19 protein-coding genes and 1 pseudogene are annotated in these 18,759 nt (G+C 63.1%); 16 read left to right on the forward strand and 4 right to left on the reverse strand.

Features of this window, described 5'->3' with window-relative positions; translation table 11 throughout:
* Positions 1-192 precede the first annotated feature (192 nt).
* On the forward strand, positions 193-882 hold the full coding sequence (locus H5V43_RS18460; protein WP_238320131.1) for a retropepsin-like aspartic protease family protein: 690 nt from the start codon (positions 193-195) through the stop codon (positions 880-882).
* Between the two features lie 36 nt (positions 883-918).
* Here H5V43_RS18460 and H5V43_RS18465 read toward each other — a convergent pair whose 3' ends face one another.
* The gene (locus H5V43_RS18465) at positions 919-1,725 is read right to left on the reverse strand and encodes an SDR family NAD(P)-dependent oxidoreductase (RefSeq protein ID WP_025550200.1); all 807 of its coding nucleotides are present in this window, start codon (positions 1,723-1,725) and stop codon (positions 919-921) included.
* A 241-nt stretch (positions 1,726-1,966) separates the two neighbouring features.
* Between H5V43_RS18465 and H5V43_RS18470 the strand changes: the two genes are divergently transcribed.
* Positions 1,967-2,542 (forward strand): TetR/AcrR family transcriptional regulator, encoded by a 576-nt coding sequence (locus H5V43_RS18470; protein WP_025550199.1) that lies wholly within the window; start codon positions 1,967-1,969, stop codon positions 2,540-2,542.
* Here the strand turns inward: H5V43_RS18470 and H5V43_RS18475 are convergent.
* Positions 2,517-3,440 (reverse strand): LysR family transcriptional regulator, encoded by a 924-nt coding sequence (locus H5V43_RS18475; protein ID WP_025550198.1) that lies wholly within the window; start codon positions 3,438-3,440, stop codon positions 2,517-2,519. The two genes, H5V43_RS18470 and H5V43_RS18475, sit on opposite strands and share 26 nt — an antisense overlap.
* 144 nt (positions 3,441-3,584) lie before the next feature.
* Between H5V43_RS18475 and H5V43_RS18480 the strand changes: the two genes are divergently transcribed.
* From H5V43_RS18480 to H5V43_RS18520, 9 genes and pseudogenes are all read left to right on the forward strand, one after another.
* The gene (locus H5V43_RS18480) at positions 3,585-4,697 is read left to right on the forward strand and encodes an S-(hydroxymethyl)glutathione dehydrogenase/class III alcohol dehydrogenase (protein ID WP_025550197.1); all 1,113 of its coding nucleotides are present in this window, start codon (positions 3,585-3,587) and stop codon (positions 4,695-4,697) included.
* A gap of 69 nt (positions 4,698-4,766) precedes the next feature.
* Complete coding sequence (gene fghA / locus H5V43_RS18485; protein ID WP_025550196.1) at positions 4,767-5,624, forward strand: S-formylglutathione hydrolase; 858 nt, start codon at positions 4,767-4,769, stop codon at positions 5,622-5,624.
* Between the two features lie 48 nt (positions 5,625-5,672).
* Positions 5,673-5,846, forward strand: a pseudogene (locus H5V43_RS18490) (2Fe-2S iron-sulfur cluster-binding family protein); the annotation flags it as partial.
* A 5-nt stretch (positions 5,847-5,851) separates the two neighbouring features.
* Positions 5,852-6,253: a ketosteroid isomerase-related protein gene (locus H5V43_RS18495; protein ID WP_044660762.1), complete on the forward strand. Its 402-nt coding sequence runs from the start codon at positions 5,852-5,854 to the stop codon at positions 6,251-6,253.
* Positions 6,254-6,314: 61 nt separating this feature from the next.
* Entirely contained in the window at positions 6,315-7,280 is a 966-nt protein-coding gene (locus H5V43_RS18500; RefSeq protein WP_193666891.1) for a carbon-nitrogen hydrolase family protein, read from the forward strand.
* 274 nt (positions 7,281-7,554) lie between these two features.
* The gene (locus H5V43_RS18505; protein WP_025548454.1) at positions 7,555-9,390 is read left to right on the forward strand and encodes a methyl-accepting chemotaxis protein; all 1,836 of its coding nucleotides are present in this window, start codon (positions 7,555-7,557) and stop codon (positions 9,388-9,390) included.
* Positions 9,391-9,400: 10 nt separating this feature from the next.
* Entirely contained in the window at positions 9,401-11,692 is a 2,292-nt protein-coding gene (locus H5V43_RS18510; protein ID WP_025548452.1) for a TonB-dependent receptor, read from the forward strand.
* Between the two features lie 298 nt (positions 11,693-11,990).
* The gene (locus H5V43_RS18515; protein WP_084694335.1) at positions 11,991-12,311 is read left to right on the forward strand and encodes an Arm DNA-binding domain-containing protein; all 321 of its coding nucleotides are present in this window, start codon (positions 11,991-11,993) and stop codon (positions 12,309-12,311) included.
* Positions 12,312-12,325: 14 nt separating this feature from the next.
* The gene (locus tag H5V43_RS18520; RefSeq protein WP_025548450.1) at positions 12,326-12,592 is read left to right on the forward strand and encodes a phage integrase central domain-containing protein; all 267 of its coding nucleotides are present in this window, start codon (positions 12,326-12,328) and stop codon (positions 12,590-12,592) included.
* 292 nt (positions 12,593-12,884) lie between these two features.
* Here the strand turns inward: H5V43_RS18520 and H5V43_RS18525 are convergent, their stop codons facing one another.
* Together H5V43_RS18525 and H5V43_RS18530 are read right to left on the reverse strand one after the other, a co-directional pair.
* Positions 12,885-13,223, reverse strand: coding sequence for a hypothetical protein (locus H5V43_RS18525; protein ID WP_128830722.1), 339 nt, complete (start codon positions 13,221-13,223; stop codon positions 12,885-12,887).
* Between the two features lie 17 nt (positions 13,224-13,240).
* Positions 13,241-13,474: a LysR family transcriptional regulator gene (locus H5V43_RS18530; RefSeq protein WP_084694334.1), complete on the reverse strand. Its 234-nt coding sequence runs from the start codon at positions 13,472-13,474 to the stop codon at positions 13,241-13,243.
* Between the two features lie 138 nt (positions 13,475-13,612).
* Here H5V43_RS18530 and H5V43_RS18535 point away from each other — a divergent pair, with 138 nt between their 5' ends.
* The 5 genes from H5V43_RS18535 to H5V43_RS18555 are packed head-to-tail and all read left to right on the forward strand — an operon-like array spanning position 13,613 to position 18,718.
* Positions 13,613-15,748 (forward strand): TonB-dependent receptor, encoded by a 2,136-nt coding sequence (locus tag H5V43_RS18535; protein WP_025548446.1) that lies wholly within the window; start codon positions 13,613-13,615, stop codon positions 15,746-15,748.
* Positions 15,749-15,758: 10 nt separating this feature from the next.
* Positions 15,759-16,760, forward strand: a complete 1,002-nt coding sequence (locus tag H5V43_RS18540) for a thiamine pyrophosphate-dependent dehydrogenase E1 component subunit alpha (protein ID WP_025548444.1) — start codon at positions 15,759-15,761, stop codon at positions 16,758-16,760.
* The gene (locus H5V43_RS18545; RefSeq protein WP_025548443.1) at positions 16,757-17,815 is read left to right on the forward strand and encodes an alpha-ketoacid dehydrogenase subunit beta; all 1,059 of its coding nucleotides are present in this window, start codon (positions 16,757-16,759) and stop codon (positions 17,813-17,815) included. Before H5V43_RS18540 ends, H5V43_RS18545 begins: the two co-directional genes overlap by 4 nt.
* A complete protein-coding gene (locus tag H5V43_RS18550) occupies positions 17,802-18,044 on the forward strand; it encodes a lipoyl domain-containing protein (protein WP_025548441.1) in 243 nt (80 codons plus the stop codon). Before H5V43_RS18545 ends, H5V43_RS18550 begins: the two co-directional genes overlap by 14 nt.
* Complete coding sequence (locus tag H5V43_RS18555) at positions 18,041-18,718, forward strand: 2-oxo acid dehydrogenase subunit E2 (RefSeq protein WP_044660757.1); 678 nt, start codon at positions 18,041-18,043, stop codon at positions 18,716-18,718. The genes H5V43_RS18550 and H5V43_RS18555 overlap by 4 nt, the downstream gene beginning before the upstream one ends.
* Positions 18,719-18,759: the final 41 nt, after the last annotated feature.

Raw genomic sequence — 18,759 nt, forward strand, 5'->3', positions numbered from 1 at the left:
CGCGATCGATCCGGACTGCGCAAACCCTCCGCGTCGACCCCTACGTCGCATCGGCCTGTTCCCTTTTCACGCCAGCCCCCGAAGGGGATTGCGCCCGCTAAGCAGTTCATCGGCAACGCTTTTGCGCCGATCTGTGAGATTGGCGCGGGGAAGGGAGGCGCGCAACATTCCATCCGCCGATGGAGCGCGGGCATGCCGCAGACCGCTGGCGGCAAGCGACGGCGCGCTCCGGGATCAAACGGCGTTTCCATCGGTTCGAAGGCGATGGACATCGCGACCAATCCCGAATGGCAACGCCTTCTTCCCTATGCACTGGCAGGCGCCGTCTTCCTCATCCTGCTCTTCAACATTCCCTTCATCGGACGCGTCCTCCGCGCCCTCCTATCGGTGGCTCTGCTGGCGCTGTGCCTTCTGATCCTTGCGCAACAGGCCCCGTTCGACCCCAATCTGAGCCCGCTGATGAACCGATTGGGCCTTAGCAGCCAGCAGGTGACGGGGGATATGATCCGCATCCGCATGGCGGCGGATGGCCATTTCTGGGCACGGGCCGAACTCAATGGCGTGAAGCGCCGGATGCTGATCGACAGCGGCGCGACGGTGACGGCGCTCTCCCGGGAGACTGCGCGCCAGGCCGCGGTCAGCGTGGACGATGGTCTGGTGCCGGTCCTCATGCGGACGGCGAACGGAACCATCCGGGCCGACACCGGCACCGTCGCGCGTCTGAAGGTCGGCGGAATGGAAGCCCGCAACCTCAAGGTGATCATTTCCCCGGCGCTGGGAAATGTCGACATATTGGGCATGAACTTTCTGACGCAGCTCGCGTCCTGGCGGGTGGAAGGACGCGAGCTGATACTGGTGCCGGCCAAGGATCGGGACGGCTGAAGCAAAGGGAAGCCGCCTCCCGCATCGGCGGCCCGCTCAGGCGGTAAGAAGGGCGTCCCGATAACGGGGCGCGACATCGCTCTTGGACAGATTCGGTCCCATGGCGAGGCGCGCCTCCTGCAAGGTCAGCCATTGCTGTTCGTCGGACAGCGGCGGAATGGTGACGGTCTCGCCCCTGTCGAAGCCGAGCAGGGCGGCATCCACCATATCGCCCGCTTCCATCACGAAGCCTGCGGGAAAGGCATCGACATCCTTGCCCGACCGCGCCCAGATTTCGGTTCGCGTGGCGCCCGGCAGGACGGCCTGCACGCGGACGCCCTTGTCGCGCAATTGCGTGGCCATCGACTGGCTGAGGTTCAGGATGAAGGCCTTGGTTCCGCTATACACCCCATCGAACATCTCGGGCGCGAGGGCGAGCACGGAGGACAGGTTGACGATCGCGCCACGGCCCGCCGCGACGAAGGCCTTGCCCGCCGCGGAGGCGAGCCGGGTCGGCGCCGTCACGTTGAGGGCGATGATCCGCGACAATTGCGGCGTGTCATTGTCCAATATGCCGCCGTTCAGCGACATGCCCGCATTGTTGACGAGCATGGTGACGTCGCCTGCGGCCAGGCGCTCCTCAATCCGTTGCAGGTCGCCCTCGGCGGTCAGGTCCGCCGCGATGACCTCCACGTCCACGCCCGCTTCGCCGCGCAGCCTTTCGGCCAGCGCATCCAGGCGCGGCCGGTCCCGCGCGACGAGAATGAGGTCGAAGCCGCGTCTGGCCAGGCGGTCCGCATAGACCGCGCCGATACCGGTCGAAGCACCTGTGATAAGGGCAATGTTCTTTTCAGCCTGTGTCATGGCAATACTCCTGGGGATGGTCGGAAGAGCCGGTGAGGCCCGTCACATCAACGGCGGCATCGAAAAGGCGGCAGGCTCCAGCACGGGCTGGTGCCGGTGAATCCTAACATTATCTCGGGCTGCATCATCGCCCTTCCTGACACCGTTGCGAATATGACGAACATCATATATATGACGATTGTCATTTGTCCAGAGGGAAGGGGCATGGCAAAGACGCAGAAGAAGAGGAGGACGAGCGGTCATGGCTGACAAGAGCGCGCACAAGGCGAAGACGCGCGCGCGTATCCTGGGCGAGGCGGCCGGGGCCATGCGCATGGCGGGCGTGCAAGGGATCGGCGTCTCGGCGCTGATGCAGCGGGCGGGCCTCACCCATGGCGGCTTCTATGCTCATTTCGAGTCGCGGGACGATCTGGTGGCGCATGCCGTCGACCGCATGTTCGAGGAAAGCGCCACGATATTGGATCGCTTTCTGGGGGAAAGGCCGGACCTTGCCAGCCTGATCGACCATTATCTGTCGGAAAGCGCCTATCGAGCGGCGGACCGTGGTTGCCCCTTGCCCGGCCTTTCGGGGGAGGCCGCACGCATGCCACCCGACGCGCGCCTGCGGTTCGAAGCGGGGGTCAGGCGGTTTCGAGAAGGGATTGCGCGGGCGCTGGAGATTGCGGGCCGGTCCGATGGCGCGGCGCTCGCCCATTCGCTGCTTGCGGAGCTTGTCGGGGCCATGACGCTGGCGCGGGCGATGTCGGATGAAGGCGCGGCGCTGGATTTCCTCGCTTCGTCTCGCGACCGGCTTAAGGAACGTATCGGTCTGGCCTGACCGCGGCTTCCCTTCTGGGGGTGTTCATCGCCGGCCCCAGTTCATGCAGCAGGCAATCCACGACCTGCCGCACCTTTGGCAGCAGATGCCGCCGCTGGGGATAAACCGCCCATATGGGCTCATCGTCCGGCTGGACATCCTCCAGCAGCAGTTCGACCATGCCGTGCTTGAGATAGGGGAGGATGTAGAAATCCGGGAGCTGGCAGATGCCGAGCCCCGAAATGCACGCTTCCATGACGGCGTGTCCGCTATTGCACCTGAAGCGCCCCTTGGGCCGATGGATCATTTCCTGGCCATCGACCTTGAAATGCCATGTGCCTGCGGAGCCCGCGATGCATTCATGCCCCGCCAGCGCACCGACGCTGGCGGGGCGGCCCGCGGAAGCCAGATAGCTGGGGGCTGCGCAGGTGTAGAGCGTGCGCGATGCCACCCGCGTCGCGATCAGGCGAGGGTCGTTGACCGTCCCCGTCCGCACCGCGACGTCGAATCCCTCGCCGACCAGATCGATGACCCGGTTGGACAATTCGATCGACACGGCCAGCTTGGGATGCTGCATGGCGAAGCGGCGGATGATCGGCGCCACGAAGCGCTCCCCCATGGCCGTCGAGCAGGTGACGCGCAACTCTCCCTGCGGCTCGCTTCTCTCTCCGATCAGGGCGATGGCTTCGTCCCTGTCCTTGGCGATGCGCTCGCACCGTTCGAAGAACACCCGGCCGGTGTCGGTCAGCCGGACGGTCCGGGTGGTCCGGTGGAAAAGCTGCGCCTGCACGCGCTGCTCCAGCGCCATGATGGACCGGCTGACATGGGTGGTGGAGACACCCAGCGCCCTTGCCCCGCGCGTGAAGGAGCCTGCGGTGGCGACACTGATGAACTCGTCTATGCCATCCCAGTTGGACATTTGATTATACCAGCTCAGGAATAATGATTTTCCGAAACACTATATTATCACCATTGCGGAACAGCGCTAGGGAGGGCGGAAAGAGAGGGCGCGGCGGGAGCCATGGCCTCTCTTCTCGCAAATGATCATGACGAGGAATGAGAGATGAAGACCCGCGCCGCCGTCGCCTTCGAGGCGAAGAAGCCACTGGAGATCGTCGAAGTCGATCTGGAAGGCCCGAAGGCGGGCGAGGTTCTGGTGGAGATCATGGCGACGGGCATCTGCCACACCGACGCCTATACGCTGGACGGTTTCGACAGCGAGGGCATTTTCCCCTCGATCCTGGGCCATGAGGGCGCCGGCATCGTGCGGGAGGTCGGCGCGGGCGTCACTTCGGTGAAGCCCGGCGACCATGTGATCCCGCTCTACACGCCCGAATGCCGCCAGTGCAAAAGCTGCCTGTCGGGCAAGACGAACCTGTGCACCGCGATCCGCGCGACCCAGGGCAAGGGACTGATGCCGGACGGCACGACCCGTTTCAGCTACAAGGGCCAGCCGATCTTCCACTATATGGGCTGCTCCACCTTCTCCAACTTCACCGTCCTGCCGGAGATCGCTGTGGCGAAGATCCGCAACGATGCGCCCTTCCAGACGAGCTGCTATGTCGGCTGCGGCGTCACCACCGGCGTGGGCGCGGTCGTCAACACGGCCAAGGTGCAGGCGGGCGAGAATGTCGTGGTCTTCGGCCTGGGCGGCATCGGCCTCAATGTCATCCAGGGCGCGAAGATGGTCGGCGCGGACAAGATCATCGGCATCGACATCAACCCGGATCGGGAGGAATGGGGCCGCAAGTTCGGCATGACTCATTTCATCAACAGCAGGGGCCTGTCGCGCGAGGAGACCGTCGCCAGGATTCTGGAGGTGACGGACGGCGGCGCCGACTACAGCTTCGACGCGACCGGCAATACGGAGGTGATGCGCACCGCGCTCGAATGCTGTCATCGCGGCTGGGGGGAAAGCATCATCATCGGCGTCGCCGAAGCGGGGAAGGAGATCAGCACCCGCCCGTTCCAGCTCGTCACCGGCCGGGTCTGGAAGGGTACGGCCTTCGGCGGCGCGAAGGGCCGCACCGACGTTCCCAAGATCGTCGACTGGTACATGAACGGCAAGATCGAGATCGATCCCATGATCACCCACGTCCTGACGCTGGAGGAGATCAACAAGGGCTTCGACCTGATGCATGCGGGAGAGAGCATCCGCAGCGTCGTGCTGTTCTGATACGGCGAGGAGAAAATTTATGGCGGTGACTTCCGGTGCCGTTTCCACGCGATCGGATGGCAGGTGATCATGGAACAGGTGAGCGCCAACAAGGCCTTTGGCGGCGTGCAGGGCGTGTACCGGCACGCCTCCGCCTCGACGGGGACGGACATGACCTTCTCGGTCTATGTGCCGCCCCATGCGGAAGGGACGAAACTGCCGGTCGTCTGGTATCTGTCCGGACTGACCTGCACCCATGCCAATGTCACCGAAAAGGGCGAGTTCCGCGCCGCCTGCGCCGAACTGGGCCTGATCTTCGTCGCGCCGGACACCAGCCCGCGCGGCCCGGACCGCAACGGCGATGCCGTGGCGGACGATCCGGACGGGGCCTATGATTTCGGTCTGGGCGCCGGCTTCTATGTCGACGCGACGCAGGCCCCCTTCGCCGCCCATTATCGCATGTGGTCCTATGTGACCCAGGAACTGCCCGCGCTGGTCGCGGCCAATTTCCCCGCGGACATGGAACGCCAGTCGATCATGGGTCACAGCATGGGCGGCCATGGCGCGCTGACCATCGGCCTCACCCTTCCCGACCGGTACAAGGCGGTATCGGCCTTCGCGCCGATCGTCGCGCCGGGGCAGGTGCCCTGGGGACAGAAGGCGCTGGCCGGCTATCTGGGCGACGACCCGGCCGCCTGGCGCCGGCATGACGCGGTCGCGCTGATCGAGGACGGCGCCCGGGTTCCGGCGCTGCTGGTCGACCAGGGGACGGCCGACAATTTCCTGGAACAGGAATTGCGCCCGGAACTGCTGAAGGCGGCTTGCGAGACAGCGGGGATCGACCTGACGCTGAACCTGCGCGACGGCTATGACCACAGCTATTATTTCATTTCCACCTTCATGGCGGACCATCTGCGCTGGCATGCGGCCCGTCTTGGCAAGGATTGATCGATGGTGCAGATTTTCGTGACCGGCCGCGACGGCGCAGAACATGCTTGCCATGCCCATGTGGATGACGGACGCGCAGCCGGTCTGCCGCCGCTCGGCCCTGATGAGAACGACCTGCTCGACAGCAGCGATCATCGTATCGACCGGTCCCGCCTGTCCTGCCAGATTCCGCTGACGGTCGAACCGGACGGCCTTCGCGTCACCATCGCGCCGGAGGATTGAACGCCATGGCTGCGGACCTGCTCGGTCGCTATTATGCGGCCTTCAATCGCGGCGACAGCCCGGCGATGCTCGATCTGCTGGCGCAGGATGTCGTGCACGAACCCTCGCAGGGTTCAGCGCGGGAAGGGAAGGCGGCCTTTGCGCAATTCCTCGACCATATGAACCGCTGCTACAGGGAAAGGGTCATCGATCCCGTGTTCCTGGCCTCCGCCGATGGAAAACGGGCGGCCGCGGAATTCATGCTGGAGGGCGAATATATGGAAACGGACGGCGATCTGCCTCCTGCATCCGGCCAGCGCTATATTTTGCGCGTCGGCGCCTTCTTCGAACTGCGCGACGGCGTGATCGCGCGGGTCAGCAACCATTATAATCTGGCCGACTGGCTGGATCAGGTGAAGGCGGGATGAGGCAGGCCGGGGAGGGCGATCATCCGACGCGCTTCGGGCGGAAGCCGCTACGGGACTCCGAATGACCGACGTCCGCATTGCAGCCGCGCAATATCCGATCGAACTGTTGCCGAGCTACGGCGCCTGGGAAGCGAAGCTCAGCCGCTGGATGTCGGAGGCGGCGGCCAGGCGCGCGCAGCTCCTTGTCTTTCCGGAATATGCCGCCATGGAACTGGCCGGCACCGATCCGGCGGCGGCGGCCGATCTTCATGCTTCGCTCGACCATGTCGTGGCGCTGGGGGAACGGATCGACGAACTGCACCGGCAACTCGCCATCCATTATGGCGTGACGATCCTGGGCGGCAGCCGCCCGTGCCGCGACGCCCGGGGAGCGGTCGTCAACCGCGCCCGGCTCTTCTGCCCCGATGGCCGGACCGGTTATCAGGACAAGATCGTCATGACGCGGTTCGAACGGGAAATCTGGGGCATAACGGGCGGCGAGGCCGTTCATGTCCTGGATGCGCCCTTCGGCAGGGTAGGGATTTCCATCTGCTACGATGCCGAATTTCCGCTGATCGCGCGGGCACAGGCCGAGGCGGGCGCCAGGATCATCCTGGTGCCGTCTGCGACCGACAGCATGCAGGGCTATTGGCGCGTCCGCATCGGGGCGCAGGCCCGCGCGCTGGAAAACCAATGCTATGTCGTCCAGGCGCCCACGGTGGGGCAGGCGCCCTGGGTGCCCTCTCTGGATGACAATCACGGCGCGGCAGCCATTTACGGTCCGCCCGACGGCATCGCGCCGGATAATGGCGTATTCGCGGTCGGTGAAGTCAACCGGCCGCAATGGCTGTTCTCGGATGTCCGGCTGGATCAGGTTGATGTGTGGCGTGGCTCCGGTACGGTCCTGCCCTTCCTCCATTGGCCTGAGCAGCATGCGGCCATGCGACCGGATGATGCCCGCCGGGACGAGCCTGCGCCTCCCGCTCCAACCACGGCTCCGGACAGGTCTGAGGATCGTCCTGAACCGATCTTCGGAAGTCTTGAATGAGCAGCCATCGATTTTATCGAGCCTGACCGAAGCTGGCGCAGATGCCTCGCGCCATATCCTCTCATTTCCACGAAGCAGATACAGGATATTCCTGTCAGGTCGCCCAAAGTCGCCGGACCCTATTACCTAAGTTATCTGACATAGGTTAAACGCAGAACAATTTTCAGCCCAATGGCAGAAGCGTTAAATCAATCATAACCATTCGGGGCGCAGTCAAACGGCAAGACAAGGCTGGTCAGACGGGGGCTCTTACATCGTGCGGCATCTAGCCCCATTGACAGGTGCACTTCGCCGCCTGCCCGGCGCCATCCTGCCGCTCATCGCGTTGACGCTCGTGACCTTCATGACCTGCGGCATCCTCGTGACCGTGCTTGTTTCGAGGATGGACGATGCGGCGGCGCTGGAAAAGGCGCGCATGGTCAACGGCGCCATGAAGCGGGAGACCAACGCTCTTGCAGCCACGGCCCGGGATTATGCGCTCTGGGATGACGCCGTCGATCATCTATACGGCCGGATCGACCGTGAATGGGCCGCCTCGAACTTCGGCGGCGCCATGCCCCTATATATTCTCGACGAGCGCGGCAGGACCATTTTCGGCTGGCAGCCCCGATCGACCGTCAGAACCACGCTGATGAAGGATGCGCCGGAAGCGCTTCGGCATCTTGAACGCACGCTGCCCAAGCATGTCGATGATCGCCGCAATTTCCCCATCCGTCCCTTCATCCAGCTTTATCGGGGCCGTCCGGCCTTGTTCGCCGGCGCCCCGATCCTTCCTTTTTCCGCCAACCGGCCGCTCCCTTCCGGGCCGCTCCGCCATGTCGTCGTGGTTCGCCCGCTGGATGCCGAGCTGTTCGCCAGTTGGGAACAGGCCTATGCATTGGCGGACATCAGCTTCAACCCGCCGGAAGCGGATGCCGAGACATCGCCCGGTCATCCCTTGATCAGTCCTGACGGCGCCGATTTGGGCCATATCCACTGGTTGCCGGTGCGCCCGGGCATAGCGGCGCTCAAGAGCCTTTCATGGCTGCTGGCATCGGCCGCCGCGCTCTTCATCCTGTTTTTCCTCGCCGTCTCGCGCGCCATGTTGCGGACCCATGCGTCGTTGCTCGCCGGCCGGTTGCGGGCCGAACGCATCTCCAGGGATCGGGAGAATGCGACTCTGGCCGCGGAAGAGGCGCGCCAACAGGCGGAACAGGCGAGGGAGCAGATCGCCGCCATTGCAGAGCGGGAAGGGCGGGAACAGGCCGAACATCGCGAAGCGCTGCGAAACGCCGCGCATGAGGTCGCCAATCTTCTCTCCACCAGCGTGGGTGACCTGTCGGGATCCTTGCTGAGGCAGGCGGATCAGCTTGAAGCCAGCGCCCGCGACACGCTGGCCGCTCTCGCGGAACAGCTCACCGGGACGGCCCTGGTCCGCGACCGCAGCCGTGCGTCGGCGCAGGCCGTGCACGAGATCGAGGCGCATGTGCAGGAGTTGAGCGTCGCCATTGGCCAGATCCACACCCAATCGATCGCCACCCGTCAGAACATGGACAAGACGGAAGTCGAGGCTCGCGCGGTGATGGGCGCCAATGACCAGTTGCAAAGGGAGATAGAGGCGATCGACCTTGCCACCCGCACCATCCGGCAAATAGCGGGCCAGACGAACATGCTGGCCCTGAACGCCACGATAGAGGCTGCGCGGGGCGGCGAGGCGGGAGCCGGCTTTGCGGTCGTCGCCGGCGAGATAAAGACGCTGGCGAACAGGGCCGGCGACATGGCGGGCCAGATCGAGCGGCGGATCGAGGCGGTGAACGCATCCGCCTCCTCGATCGCGTCGCTGCTCAACCTGCTGAACACCGTCGTCCGCCAACTGGAGCGCAACGTGTCGGATGTGTCCCTGGCCGCCGATAAGCACCATCAGGGGGCCCGTACGATCCTGGCGAGCAGTCAGAGCGTCGGCGGCGACGCGCAAGCGGTGCACGACGCCATCAGCGTCATCGCCGCGGGCCTGGATGCGGTGAAGGCGAACGCCGAACATACGCTCAATGTAGGGGCCGCGGTCCGGTCCAGCGCCAGCGAGCTGACGCAGCGGTTCGATCTGGTCATTGCCCGCCTGCGCGCGGCGTGAAGGGGTAATCATGCATCTTCGTATCTTCCCGGCCCTGACGGCCTGTGCTGTCATGCTGCCGCATTCCGCCTCTGCCGAGGACCTGCCGAACCCCATATCGGCGGCGGAGATCACCGTCACGGCGCAGCGCCGGGAGGAAGCCATCCAGACCGTTCCCGTGGCGATCTCCGCCTTCGGCGAAGCCTTTCTCGACCGCACGCGGCTGGACGACGTCAAGGACATCGTCACCTTCACGCCCGGTTTTTCAGGCAATTCGGACGACAGCTATATCGACAGCATCGCCATCCGGGGCATCACCTCCAACGACTATGGCATTGGCGGCGATCCTTCGATCGGGATCTTCAAGGATGGGGTCTATCAGGGCAGGACAGGCGCTGCCGTGACCTCCCTGTTCGATGTCGCGCAGGCGGAAGCCTTGCGAGGGCCCCAGGGGTTCCTCTTCGGCCGCAATGCCATTTCCGGTGCGATCAGCATCATGACCAACAAGCCGGATCCGGGGCGTATTTCCGGGCATCTCTATGTCGGGGTCGCCAGCTTCGGCCGCAAGGATGCAGAAGGCGCCATCAACCTGCCGGTGGCGGAGGACTGGACGCTTCGCATTGCGGGCTATGCGACGGATTATGATGGCTGGATAGACAATGCCTTCACGGCCGGCCGCAATGATCGCCTGATGGGCGGCAACAAGCAGGCCGGCCGCGTCGCCCTGCGCTACAGGGCCGGCGATGCCGATGTCCTGCTGAGTGCCGAACATGAGCGTCGGCGGCTCGACGGCGCGCCTTATCGGGCGTCCAATGACGATCGTGAAGTTCTCGACTATCTCAGCGAAGTCTTGCAGCGGGATATTGTTATCCGGGGGTCTCGCCGCGACGTGGATACCGATCTCCTCAGACCGCGTGACGATGGCGACATCACCAGCCTGACCGCATCGATCGATCTCGATCTTGGATCGGCGCGCCTCAACAGCCTGACCGCCTTTCGCAAGTCCGATTTCCATTATCTGGAGGACTATGACGGAACGGCGCTGCAACTGGGCAATTACGACCAGCGCCAGCATGCCCGCTATGTCAGTCAGGACTTCCGGCTGATGTCCAGAGACGATCGGCGCCTGACCTGGTCGGCGGGGGTCTCGCTTTATTGGGAGGATGTCGCGGCGCGCTTCACCAACCAGGCTGCCGAGGATCTCGTCTGCACGGCGGGCTATGGCTATGCCGATTGCGGCGGGATGACCATGGACCTTTACGGCGCGCCCTACCGGCCGGCGCCGGGCGGCCTGCTGACCGACATCAACGACGTGCGGTCCCGCAACCGCGGATGGTCCGTTTTCCTGGATACCAACTTTCATTTCTCGAAAGCGCTGGAGGCTGGCATTGGCATTCGATATGCGCGAGACCGCAAGCATTTCAGCATCGATGTGCTGCCCAGCCAAAGCAGCCTCGGCAATGTCTGGACCTTCACCTATTTCACCGATGGTCCCGTTTCTTCCAGCAAGAGCTGGGGCGGACTGACGCCACGCGCCTATGTGCGATATGCGGTGGGGCCGGACATCAACCTCTACGCCAGCATCACCCGCGGCTACAAGGCGGGCGGATTCGGATCGTTCACGGTCGCCGCGCCTGTCCCGGTCGAGGCGTATCGGCTGGTGCCCGACGGAACGAAGCCCGACGCCTTCGCGCCGGAGACGATATGGAGCAAGGAGCTGGGGATAAAGGGCCTGGCCCTCGCCAGGACGCTGAGCTTCGACATAACCGGCTTCCATTATCGCTACCGCAATCTTCAGACGGTCTATTTCGACACGGAAAGCCGGACCCAGCAGGTCGTGAATGTCGGCAGCGTGACCGGATATGGCGTGGAAAGCGCCCTCAATTGGAAGCCGAGCCGCTATTTCGACCTGTCGGGCCATGTGACCTGGACGCGAACCGAAAAGCAGGACGACCGCGACTGTGGGCAAAAGGACTGCGGCGGCCTGCCCAATCCGATCTGGTCGAGCGCGGGCGTCGCGACCGGCCGTTATCCGATCGGCCCGGCCGAGATCTATCTGCAAGGCGAGTGGATGCATGAGGGGCGTCGAAGGGAGAGTTTCGACTGGCGGGGCATCACCCGACGGGAAGCTTATACGCAGATCAATCTGAGGCTGGGCTATGACAGCGGCAGGGGCGTCGAAATCGTCGCCTATGCGCAGAACCTGTTTGACGCCTATTTCGTCAGAGGGGTGGAAAATGGCGGCGATCTTACGCCCGCCAATAGCTGGGGCATCGCCCAGCCACGCAGCTTCGGCGTCGACCTTCGATTGCGGTTCCGGTGACGATCCGCGATTCCCACGGCGCACTCGCGACGATTGCGCCTGCCCGGTAACGCTGCCGGCCGCGGATGCCCCTGCCGACTTGATCCCTCACGTCATGGCAGATCGAATGTGCTCGTGACGCGCGGTCAGCGCTGCACGAGCTGTTCGGTCAGTCGGCGCAATCAGTCTCTTTGTTGTCATAACGTCTCCGAGCGTCGCATGCCGAACAAAAAATCTGTTTATAAGTCGATATTCTTGGATCAGGATGTCTTTTGCAGAGGCACATGGTTCCGACGCTTTATGTTGGCAAAAATGATGGTTGAAACAGTCGTTCTCTGCCCGGTCCAACCCAAGCTCAGGGGTTGCACCAGTGTTAACAGATGAAATTATTCAGGCGTTGGGTTCTACCGTCCGCGTTGTGAAAAGTTCTGATGGCGGTGGCTTGTATATTTCAATCACACCTGGCGGTACCGCGCGATGGTATCTGACCTATCGTTATTTAGGAAAACAGAAAGCAATATCCGGCGGCAGGTATCCAGATGTGAGCATAGATCGGGCTCGTGTATGGCGTGAAGAAATCAAAATATCACTAAAAAGAATTGAATTGATCCTGAGAAATGCAATATTAATAAGGAGATAGTATCGGAAAATGATATGAAGTTTGAGAAACTAGCATATGAGTGGATGGAGAAAAAGCGTTGTGATTGGGGAAAGAAGAATTTCAATCAAATTGAGAGTTACTTAAAACGTGATGTTTTCCCTTATATTGGTGAATTATCGGTGCGCTCGATTACCTCAGCAATGATGCTTGAGGTGCTGCATCGCATTGAGCGTGGGGCGTCACCGTGGTTCCTCACCTCGTCAGATCGTATTGCAGTGAGATATTTCGTTCGGGTATTCCAGATGGACGTGTCACGATAAATCCTTGCCGTGACTTGGATGTGGCTGTGCGGCGCCGGCTGTTGATTATGGGATGGCCCGCCCCTTTTCCCTGACATCGGATATGATGTCGGTGCTGAAGAGGAAAGGAGCGGGCCATCCCATAATCAACACTGGGTCGAAGCACGATCATGACCTTATGCAAACGAAGCGGCAAAGCCTTAACACGTCGGCTAGACATGTAAAGATTCCACGATTTTCTTTGCACGTTTTCTCGACGTGCAAACGCTGGGAGATGACAGTATCGCGATGGCTATTTGGTCCCCAATTCAGTCTAAAACGAGAACGAGAGCCGTCCGTTGAGCGAGATGAAACTATTCTCATGCGCGGGGTCGGTCGCGCTTAAGTGCCTAGCCGGAAACGATATTTGACCACATTCGGAGTGCAGAGCAAGTTTGTGCGAAGCACCCGAAAATAGCTGTCTATTGACAGCACATCCTACGCCCGGCGCGTTGACGGTGAGATAGCGAAGCAGATGGGGCAGCACGACATGCAGACAATAATCGCTCATGGCGATGCGGCATTCGTAACGGGCAGTGGCGGGGTCGAAATACGGGCGCGTGTCGAGCGCCGTCTGCACCATGAGTAGGGCTTCGCGCACGGGCACGACCAATGAATGCGCCAGCGACGTCAGTTCCAGATGCCGGCCGACACGCGTGAGAATTCATCGTCAAAATACCGCCGCAGCCGCTGCAAGGCGCTGCTGGCCGCCTGCTGCGTGATGAAAAGCCGCTCGGCGGCGTGCGTGACATTGCGTTCCGTTAGCAGGATGTCGAGCGCGCGAAGCAGGTTGAGATCAAAATGGCTGAGTTGCACTTTCCTCTCCCGCTGGCCTCTCCCGCCGGTCCCGTCAAGCATGTACATGAGTTCGAGCGTTCCTCAAGTTCCCAGCGCGATCTCCTGCAAAGCCCGATCGGACTACGAAGTGGGCGCTCTCGACCAAGACGTCGTCAGCGGGCGCGGTAAAACCATCCTTCATAAGAGACATATGGAGGGGATCAGATGAAACGCACTTATATCCGCGCAGTTGGCGCTGCGTTTGCGGCGGGAGGCGCGGTGCTTGCCGTCCCGGCCTTCGCGCAATCGACAGGAGTTGCCGACAATGGCGCGATCGAGGACATCGTCGTGACGGCGCAGAAACGCAGCGAGCGCCTGCAGGATGTGCCGATCGCGATCGGCGCGATCAGCGCATCCGCCGCCGCGGCGAAGGGCATCAACGATACCGCGTCGATCCAGGCCATGGTGCCTGGACTCGTCATCAACCGCACCGCCAATGAGGGCAATATCTTCATTCGCGGCGTCGGCACCAACCTGTTCGGTCCTTCCAGCGAGCAGACGGTCGCGGTCTATGTCGACAATGTCTATTACGCCTCCCCGGAGGCGAACCTCTTTTCCTTCAACAATATCGAGCGGATCGAGGTGCTGAAGGGACCGCAGGGCACCCTGTTCGGCCGCAACACGACCGGCGGCGTCGTCCATATCCTGACCCGCGAGCCGGCCGATCATCTGACGATGGAGGCGAGTTTCGGTTACGCCAATTACGACACCGTCAGCGCCTCCGCCTATGTGAGCGCGCCGCTGACCGATACGCTGGGCGTCGATCTGGCGGTCAATTACAGCGATCAGGGCGACGGCTGGGGACGCAATCTGACAACGGGCCGCGACAATGCGATCATGGCGGACGGCAATTATGCGCTGCGGTCAAAAATTCGCTTCGCCCCGGCCGACGGCACGACGATCCACCTTGGCTTCGACTATTCTCATTCGGTCGCCCGCTTCGCCTATCAGTTGCGGGAGGGCATTATTGGAGTGGATGGCGTATCGACCTATCCCGGCGAGTATAATGCCGTGGGCGGGCTGAATGACTTTGAGCGGCTGAACACCGGCGGCGCATCCCTGCAGATCGAGCAGGCGCTGGGCGAACTGAAGCTTGTGAGCATCAGCGCTTATCGGGAATCGGATGTCGGTTATTTATTGGACCAGGACGACACGCCGCTGGTCGTGGCCGACCTCAGCCTGCCGTCAAAGGCGCATAGCTGGTCGCAGGAACTGCAATTGCACGGCGCGGCGGGGGCGCCGGTGAAATGGATGCTGGGCGCTTTCTATTTCGACGCGGAGGCCGCCTATGATCCGGCGGACATCAACAATGGCGTCGTCATCATCGAGGACGCGCAGAAGACCCGGTCGCTCGCCGCATTCGGTCAGGCGAGCATGGAGATATTCGCGGACACCAACCTGACCGGCGGATTGCGTTACACCTATGAACGGCAGAAGTTGGAGATCGGGCGGTTCGCCGTCGGCGGCACGGACATAGCGCTGCCCAACGACCGGCAGAGTTTCCGCAAGCTGACCTGGCGCGCGGCGGTGGACCATCATTTCAACCGGGATGTGCTGGCCTATCTGTCCTATAATCGCGGCTTCAAGAGCGGCGGCTATAATCTGCTCGCGCCCAACACCGCGCCGTTCAAGCCGGAGGTGCTGGACGCCTATGAAATCGGCCTCAAGTCCGAATGGTTCGACCGGCGGCTGCGCTTCAACATCTCGGCCTTCCTCTACGACTATAAGAATATCCAGGTGAACATCCCGACGCTGGGCGGCACCGTCACGCTGAATGCCGCGCGGGCCCGGATCAAGGGCGTCGAGGCGGAAATGCAGGCAAAGCCCTTTGGCGACCTGACGCTGAACGGCAGCATCGCCCTGCTCGATGGCCGGTATCGCAGCTATCCCAATGCCCTGGTGATCGGACCGAACGGGGAATCGACCGACGGCGACGGCAATCCGCTCACCATGGATGCGCGCGGCAACCGGACGCTTTCGACGCCGAAGCTGACCGCAAACATCGGCGTGGACTATGCGATCGAAACGGGCATCGGCACGTTCCGGCCGGCTATCAACGCGGCCTATAATGACGGCTTCTTCTTCTACGCCGACAACCGCCTGGCCCAGCCCAGCTACTGGCTGGTCAACGCATCGCTCAACTGGGCGCTGCCGGGCGATCATTTCCAGGCGCAACTATGGGTCAAGAACCTGACCGATGCGACCTATTGGGCCGGACGGTCGGAGCAGGCGGGGCTGGGCGACGCCCAGCGGCAGGCCGCGCCGCGCTCCTACGGCCTCACCCTGACGACCCGTTTCTGAAGGATCAGCCATGCAGACACGCAACGACACCCTGCTCTGGATGTACGAGCATATGGCGCTCTCCCGCTATTATGAGGAGCGCATCAAGGCCGCCTACATGATCGGCAAGACACCGCTGTTCAACATGGCGAACGGCCCCTTGCCCGGAGAGATGCACCTGTCCAACGGGCAGGAACCCTGCGCGGTTGGAGTATGCGCCCATCTGGGGCCGGAGGATTTCGTGTCGGCCGGGCACCGCCCGCACCATGTCGCCATCGCCAAGGGGGTGGACCTGCCGGCGATGACGGCGGAGATATTCGGCCGGTCGACCGGGCTGTCGGGCGGGCAGGGCGGCCATATGCACCTGTTCGATCCGGCGGTGAACTTCACCTGCTCGGGGATCATCGCGCAGGGCATGGGGCCGGCGGTGGGTGCCGCGCTTGCTTTCAGGATGCGGGGCGAACCGCATGTCGCGGTCGCCTATGTCGGGGAGGCGGCGGTGAACCAGGGCGCTTGGCATGAGGCGATGAACCTGGCGGCGGTATGGAAGCTGCCCTTCATCTGCATCGTCGAGGATAATGGCTGGGGCGTATCCGTATCGAAAGCCGCGTCGACCGCCGTGCCGCGCAACGATGTGCGGGTGGCGGGCTATGGCATGCCCGGCGTGCATATCGCCGACAACGACACGCTGGCGATCCACGCCGCCGCCGGGGAGGCGGTCGCCCGCGCGCGCGCCGGCGAAGGACCGACGCTGATCGAGATCGAGACCTTCCGGCTGGAGGGCCATTTCATGGGCGATGTCGAGACCTATCGGCCAGAGGGCGAGAAGGAGGGGCTGTTCGCCAGGGACGAGATACCGCGCTTCCGGGCGATGCTGATCGAGCGGGGCATCGCGGACGAGGCCACCATTTCCTCTATCGAGCAGGGCGGCCGCGCCCGCGTCGATGACGCCTTCGATCATGCCCTTGCCAGCCCCGAGCCGATGGCTGGGGAGGCATTTGCCACCGTCTTCGCTGAAAGTGAGGAATTATGACTGGGACATCCGTCCTGCTCGCGCCGCCAAGGCCCGCGAAGCAGCGCAAGATCAGCATCGCCAAGGCGATTACCGAGGCGACCGCGCAGGAGATGCGCCGCGACCCGTCGGTGTTCGTGATGGGGGAGGACATCGGCCTGTTCAACGGCGTCTTCGGCATGACGACCGGCCTTCTGGAAGAGTTCGGCGCCGAGCGGATACGCGATACGCCCATATCCGAAACCGCCTTCATCGGCGCTGCCGTCGGCGCGGCGGCAGTCGGCCAGAAGCCGATTGTCGAACTGATGTTCGTCGATTTCCTGGGGGTGTGCTTCGACGCCATCTACAATCTGGCGGCCAAGCAGTCCTTCTTCTCCGGCGGCAACGTAACCTGTCCGATTGTGATCACCACGTCTGTCGGCGGGGGCTATTCGGACGCCGGGCAGCATTCGCAATGTCTCTACGCGACCTTCGCGCACATGCCAGGCATGAAGATCATCTCCCCCTCCAACGCCTATGACGCCAAGGGCCTTATGGTCTCGGCCATCCGCGATCCCAATCCGGTGATCGTCATGGCGCACAAGGCGCTGCAGGGCGTCGGCTGGCTGGGCACGGTGAAGCGCACCATCGTGCATGTGCCCGAAGATTCCTACACCATCCCGATCGGGGAAGCCGCGATCGTGCGGGAGGGCAGCGACGTCACCATCGTCGGCTGGGCATCCACCGTGCATACCGCCATCGACGCGGCCGACAAGCTCAAGGAGCAGGGCGTCAGCGCGGAGATCATTGATCTTCGCTCGCTCGTTCCCCTGGACATCAACACCATCCTGGCCTCGATCCGGCGCACTGGCCGGCTGGTCGTGGTGGATGAGGATTATGCCAATTGCGGCATCGCCGGAGAGATCGTTGCGCGGGTGAGCGAAAAGGCATTTCGCGACCTGCGCAGCCCGCCCGCGCGCCTCGCCTATCCCGACATGCCGCCGCCCTATGCGCGGGCCCTGGAGCAGAATGCCATTCCCTCGGCGGACGGCGTGGTCGAAATCGCGATGGAGATGATCAGTGATGAGCAGCACTGAAATATGCGTGCCCGAAGGACTGGGTGGCGAGGATGAGGAGATCGTCGTCGCCAATTGGGTGGCCGACGAAGGCGAAGCGGTCGACGCGGGCGACCTCGTCTGCGAACTGATGGTGACGAAAGTGACCTTCGAGATCGTGGCACCTGCGTCCGGCAGGCTGGAGCAGCGGAAGGCGGTCGAGGATGTGGTGTCGATCGGCGACCTGCTTGGCGTGATCGTGGCCGGATGATCCCGGAGCCCTCCCATGTCGCACCGATCGGCGGCGCGCGCCGGATGATCGCGCGCAAGATGATGGAGAGCCTAGCCAGCACGGCGCAACTCTCCTTCACGACGCGGGTCGACGCCACGGCGCTGGTCGCCGCTCGCGCAGCGTGGAAGGCGGCGGGGGTGGCGGCCGGATATGAGGATCTTATCCTCATCGCCCTGCGCGACACACTGCTGGAATTTCCCCGTTTCAACGCCATCGCCACGGCCGATGCGCTGAAAATCTATGACGAGATTTGCGTGTCGGTCGCCATCGCGCTGGACGACAGTCTGGTCGCGCCTGCGCTGCCGGACCTGCGAGGCATGGCCTTGCCCGATGTCGTCGCGGCGCGGCGCGCGCTGGTCGACCGCGCGCGCTCGGGCAAGCTGACCGTCACGGAAATGAGTTTCGGCACCTTCACCATCAGCAATATCGGGACCACGCGGGTCGATCATTTCACGCCCATCCTGAACGGCGGGCAGGTCGGCATATTGGGCATCGGCCGGATCGCGCCGATGCTGTTCCTGCGCGACGATGGGCAGGTCGCGAGCCGCCTGGAAATCTCCCTGTCGCTCACCACTGATCATCGGGTGATCGACGGCGCCCCCAGCGGCGCCTTCCTGAGCGCGCTCGCGGCGCGGATCGAGGGCGCTGCCTGACCAGTTTTTGCGGGTCGGCGCCCAAGAATCGCGGCTGCCGT

The sequence above is a fragment of the Sphingobium fuliginis genome (genome assembly GCF_015074805.1).
In the GTDB taxonomy this organism is placed as follows: Bacteria; Pseudomonadota; Alphaproteobacteria; order Sphingomonadales; family Sphingomonadaceae; genus Sphingobium; species Sphingobium fuliginis.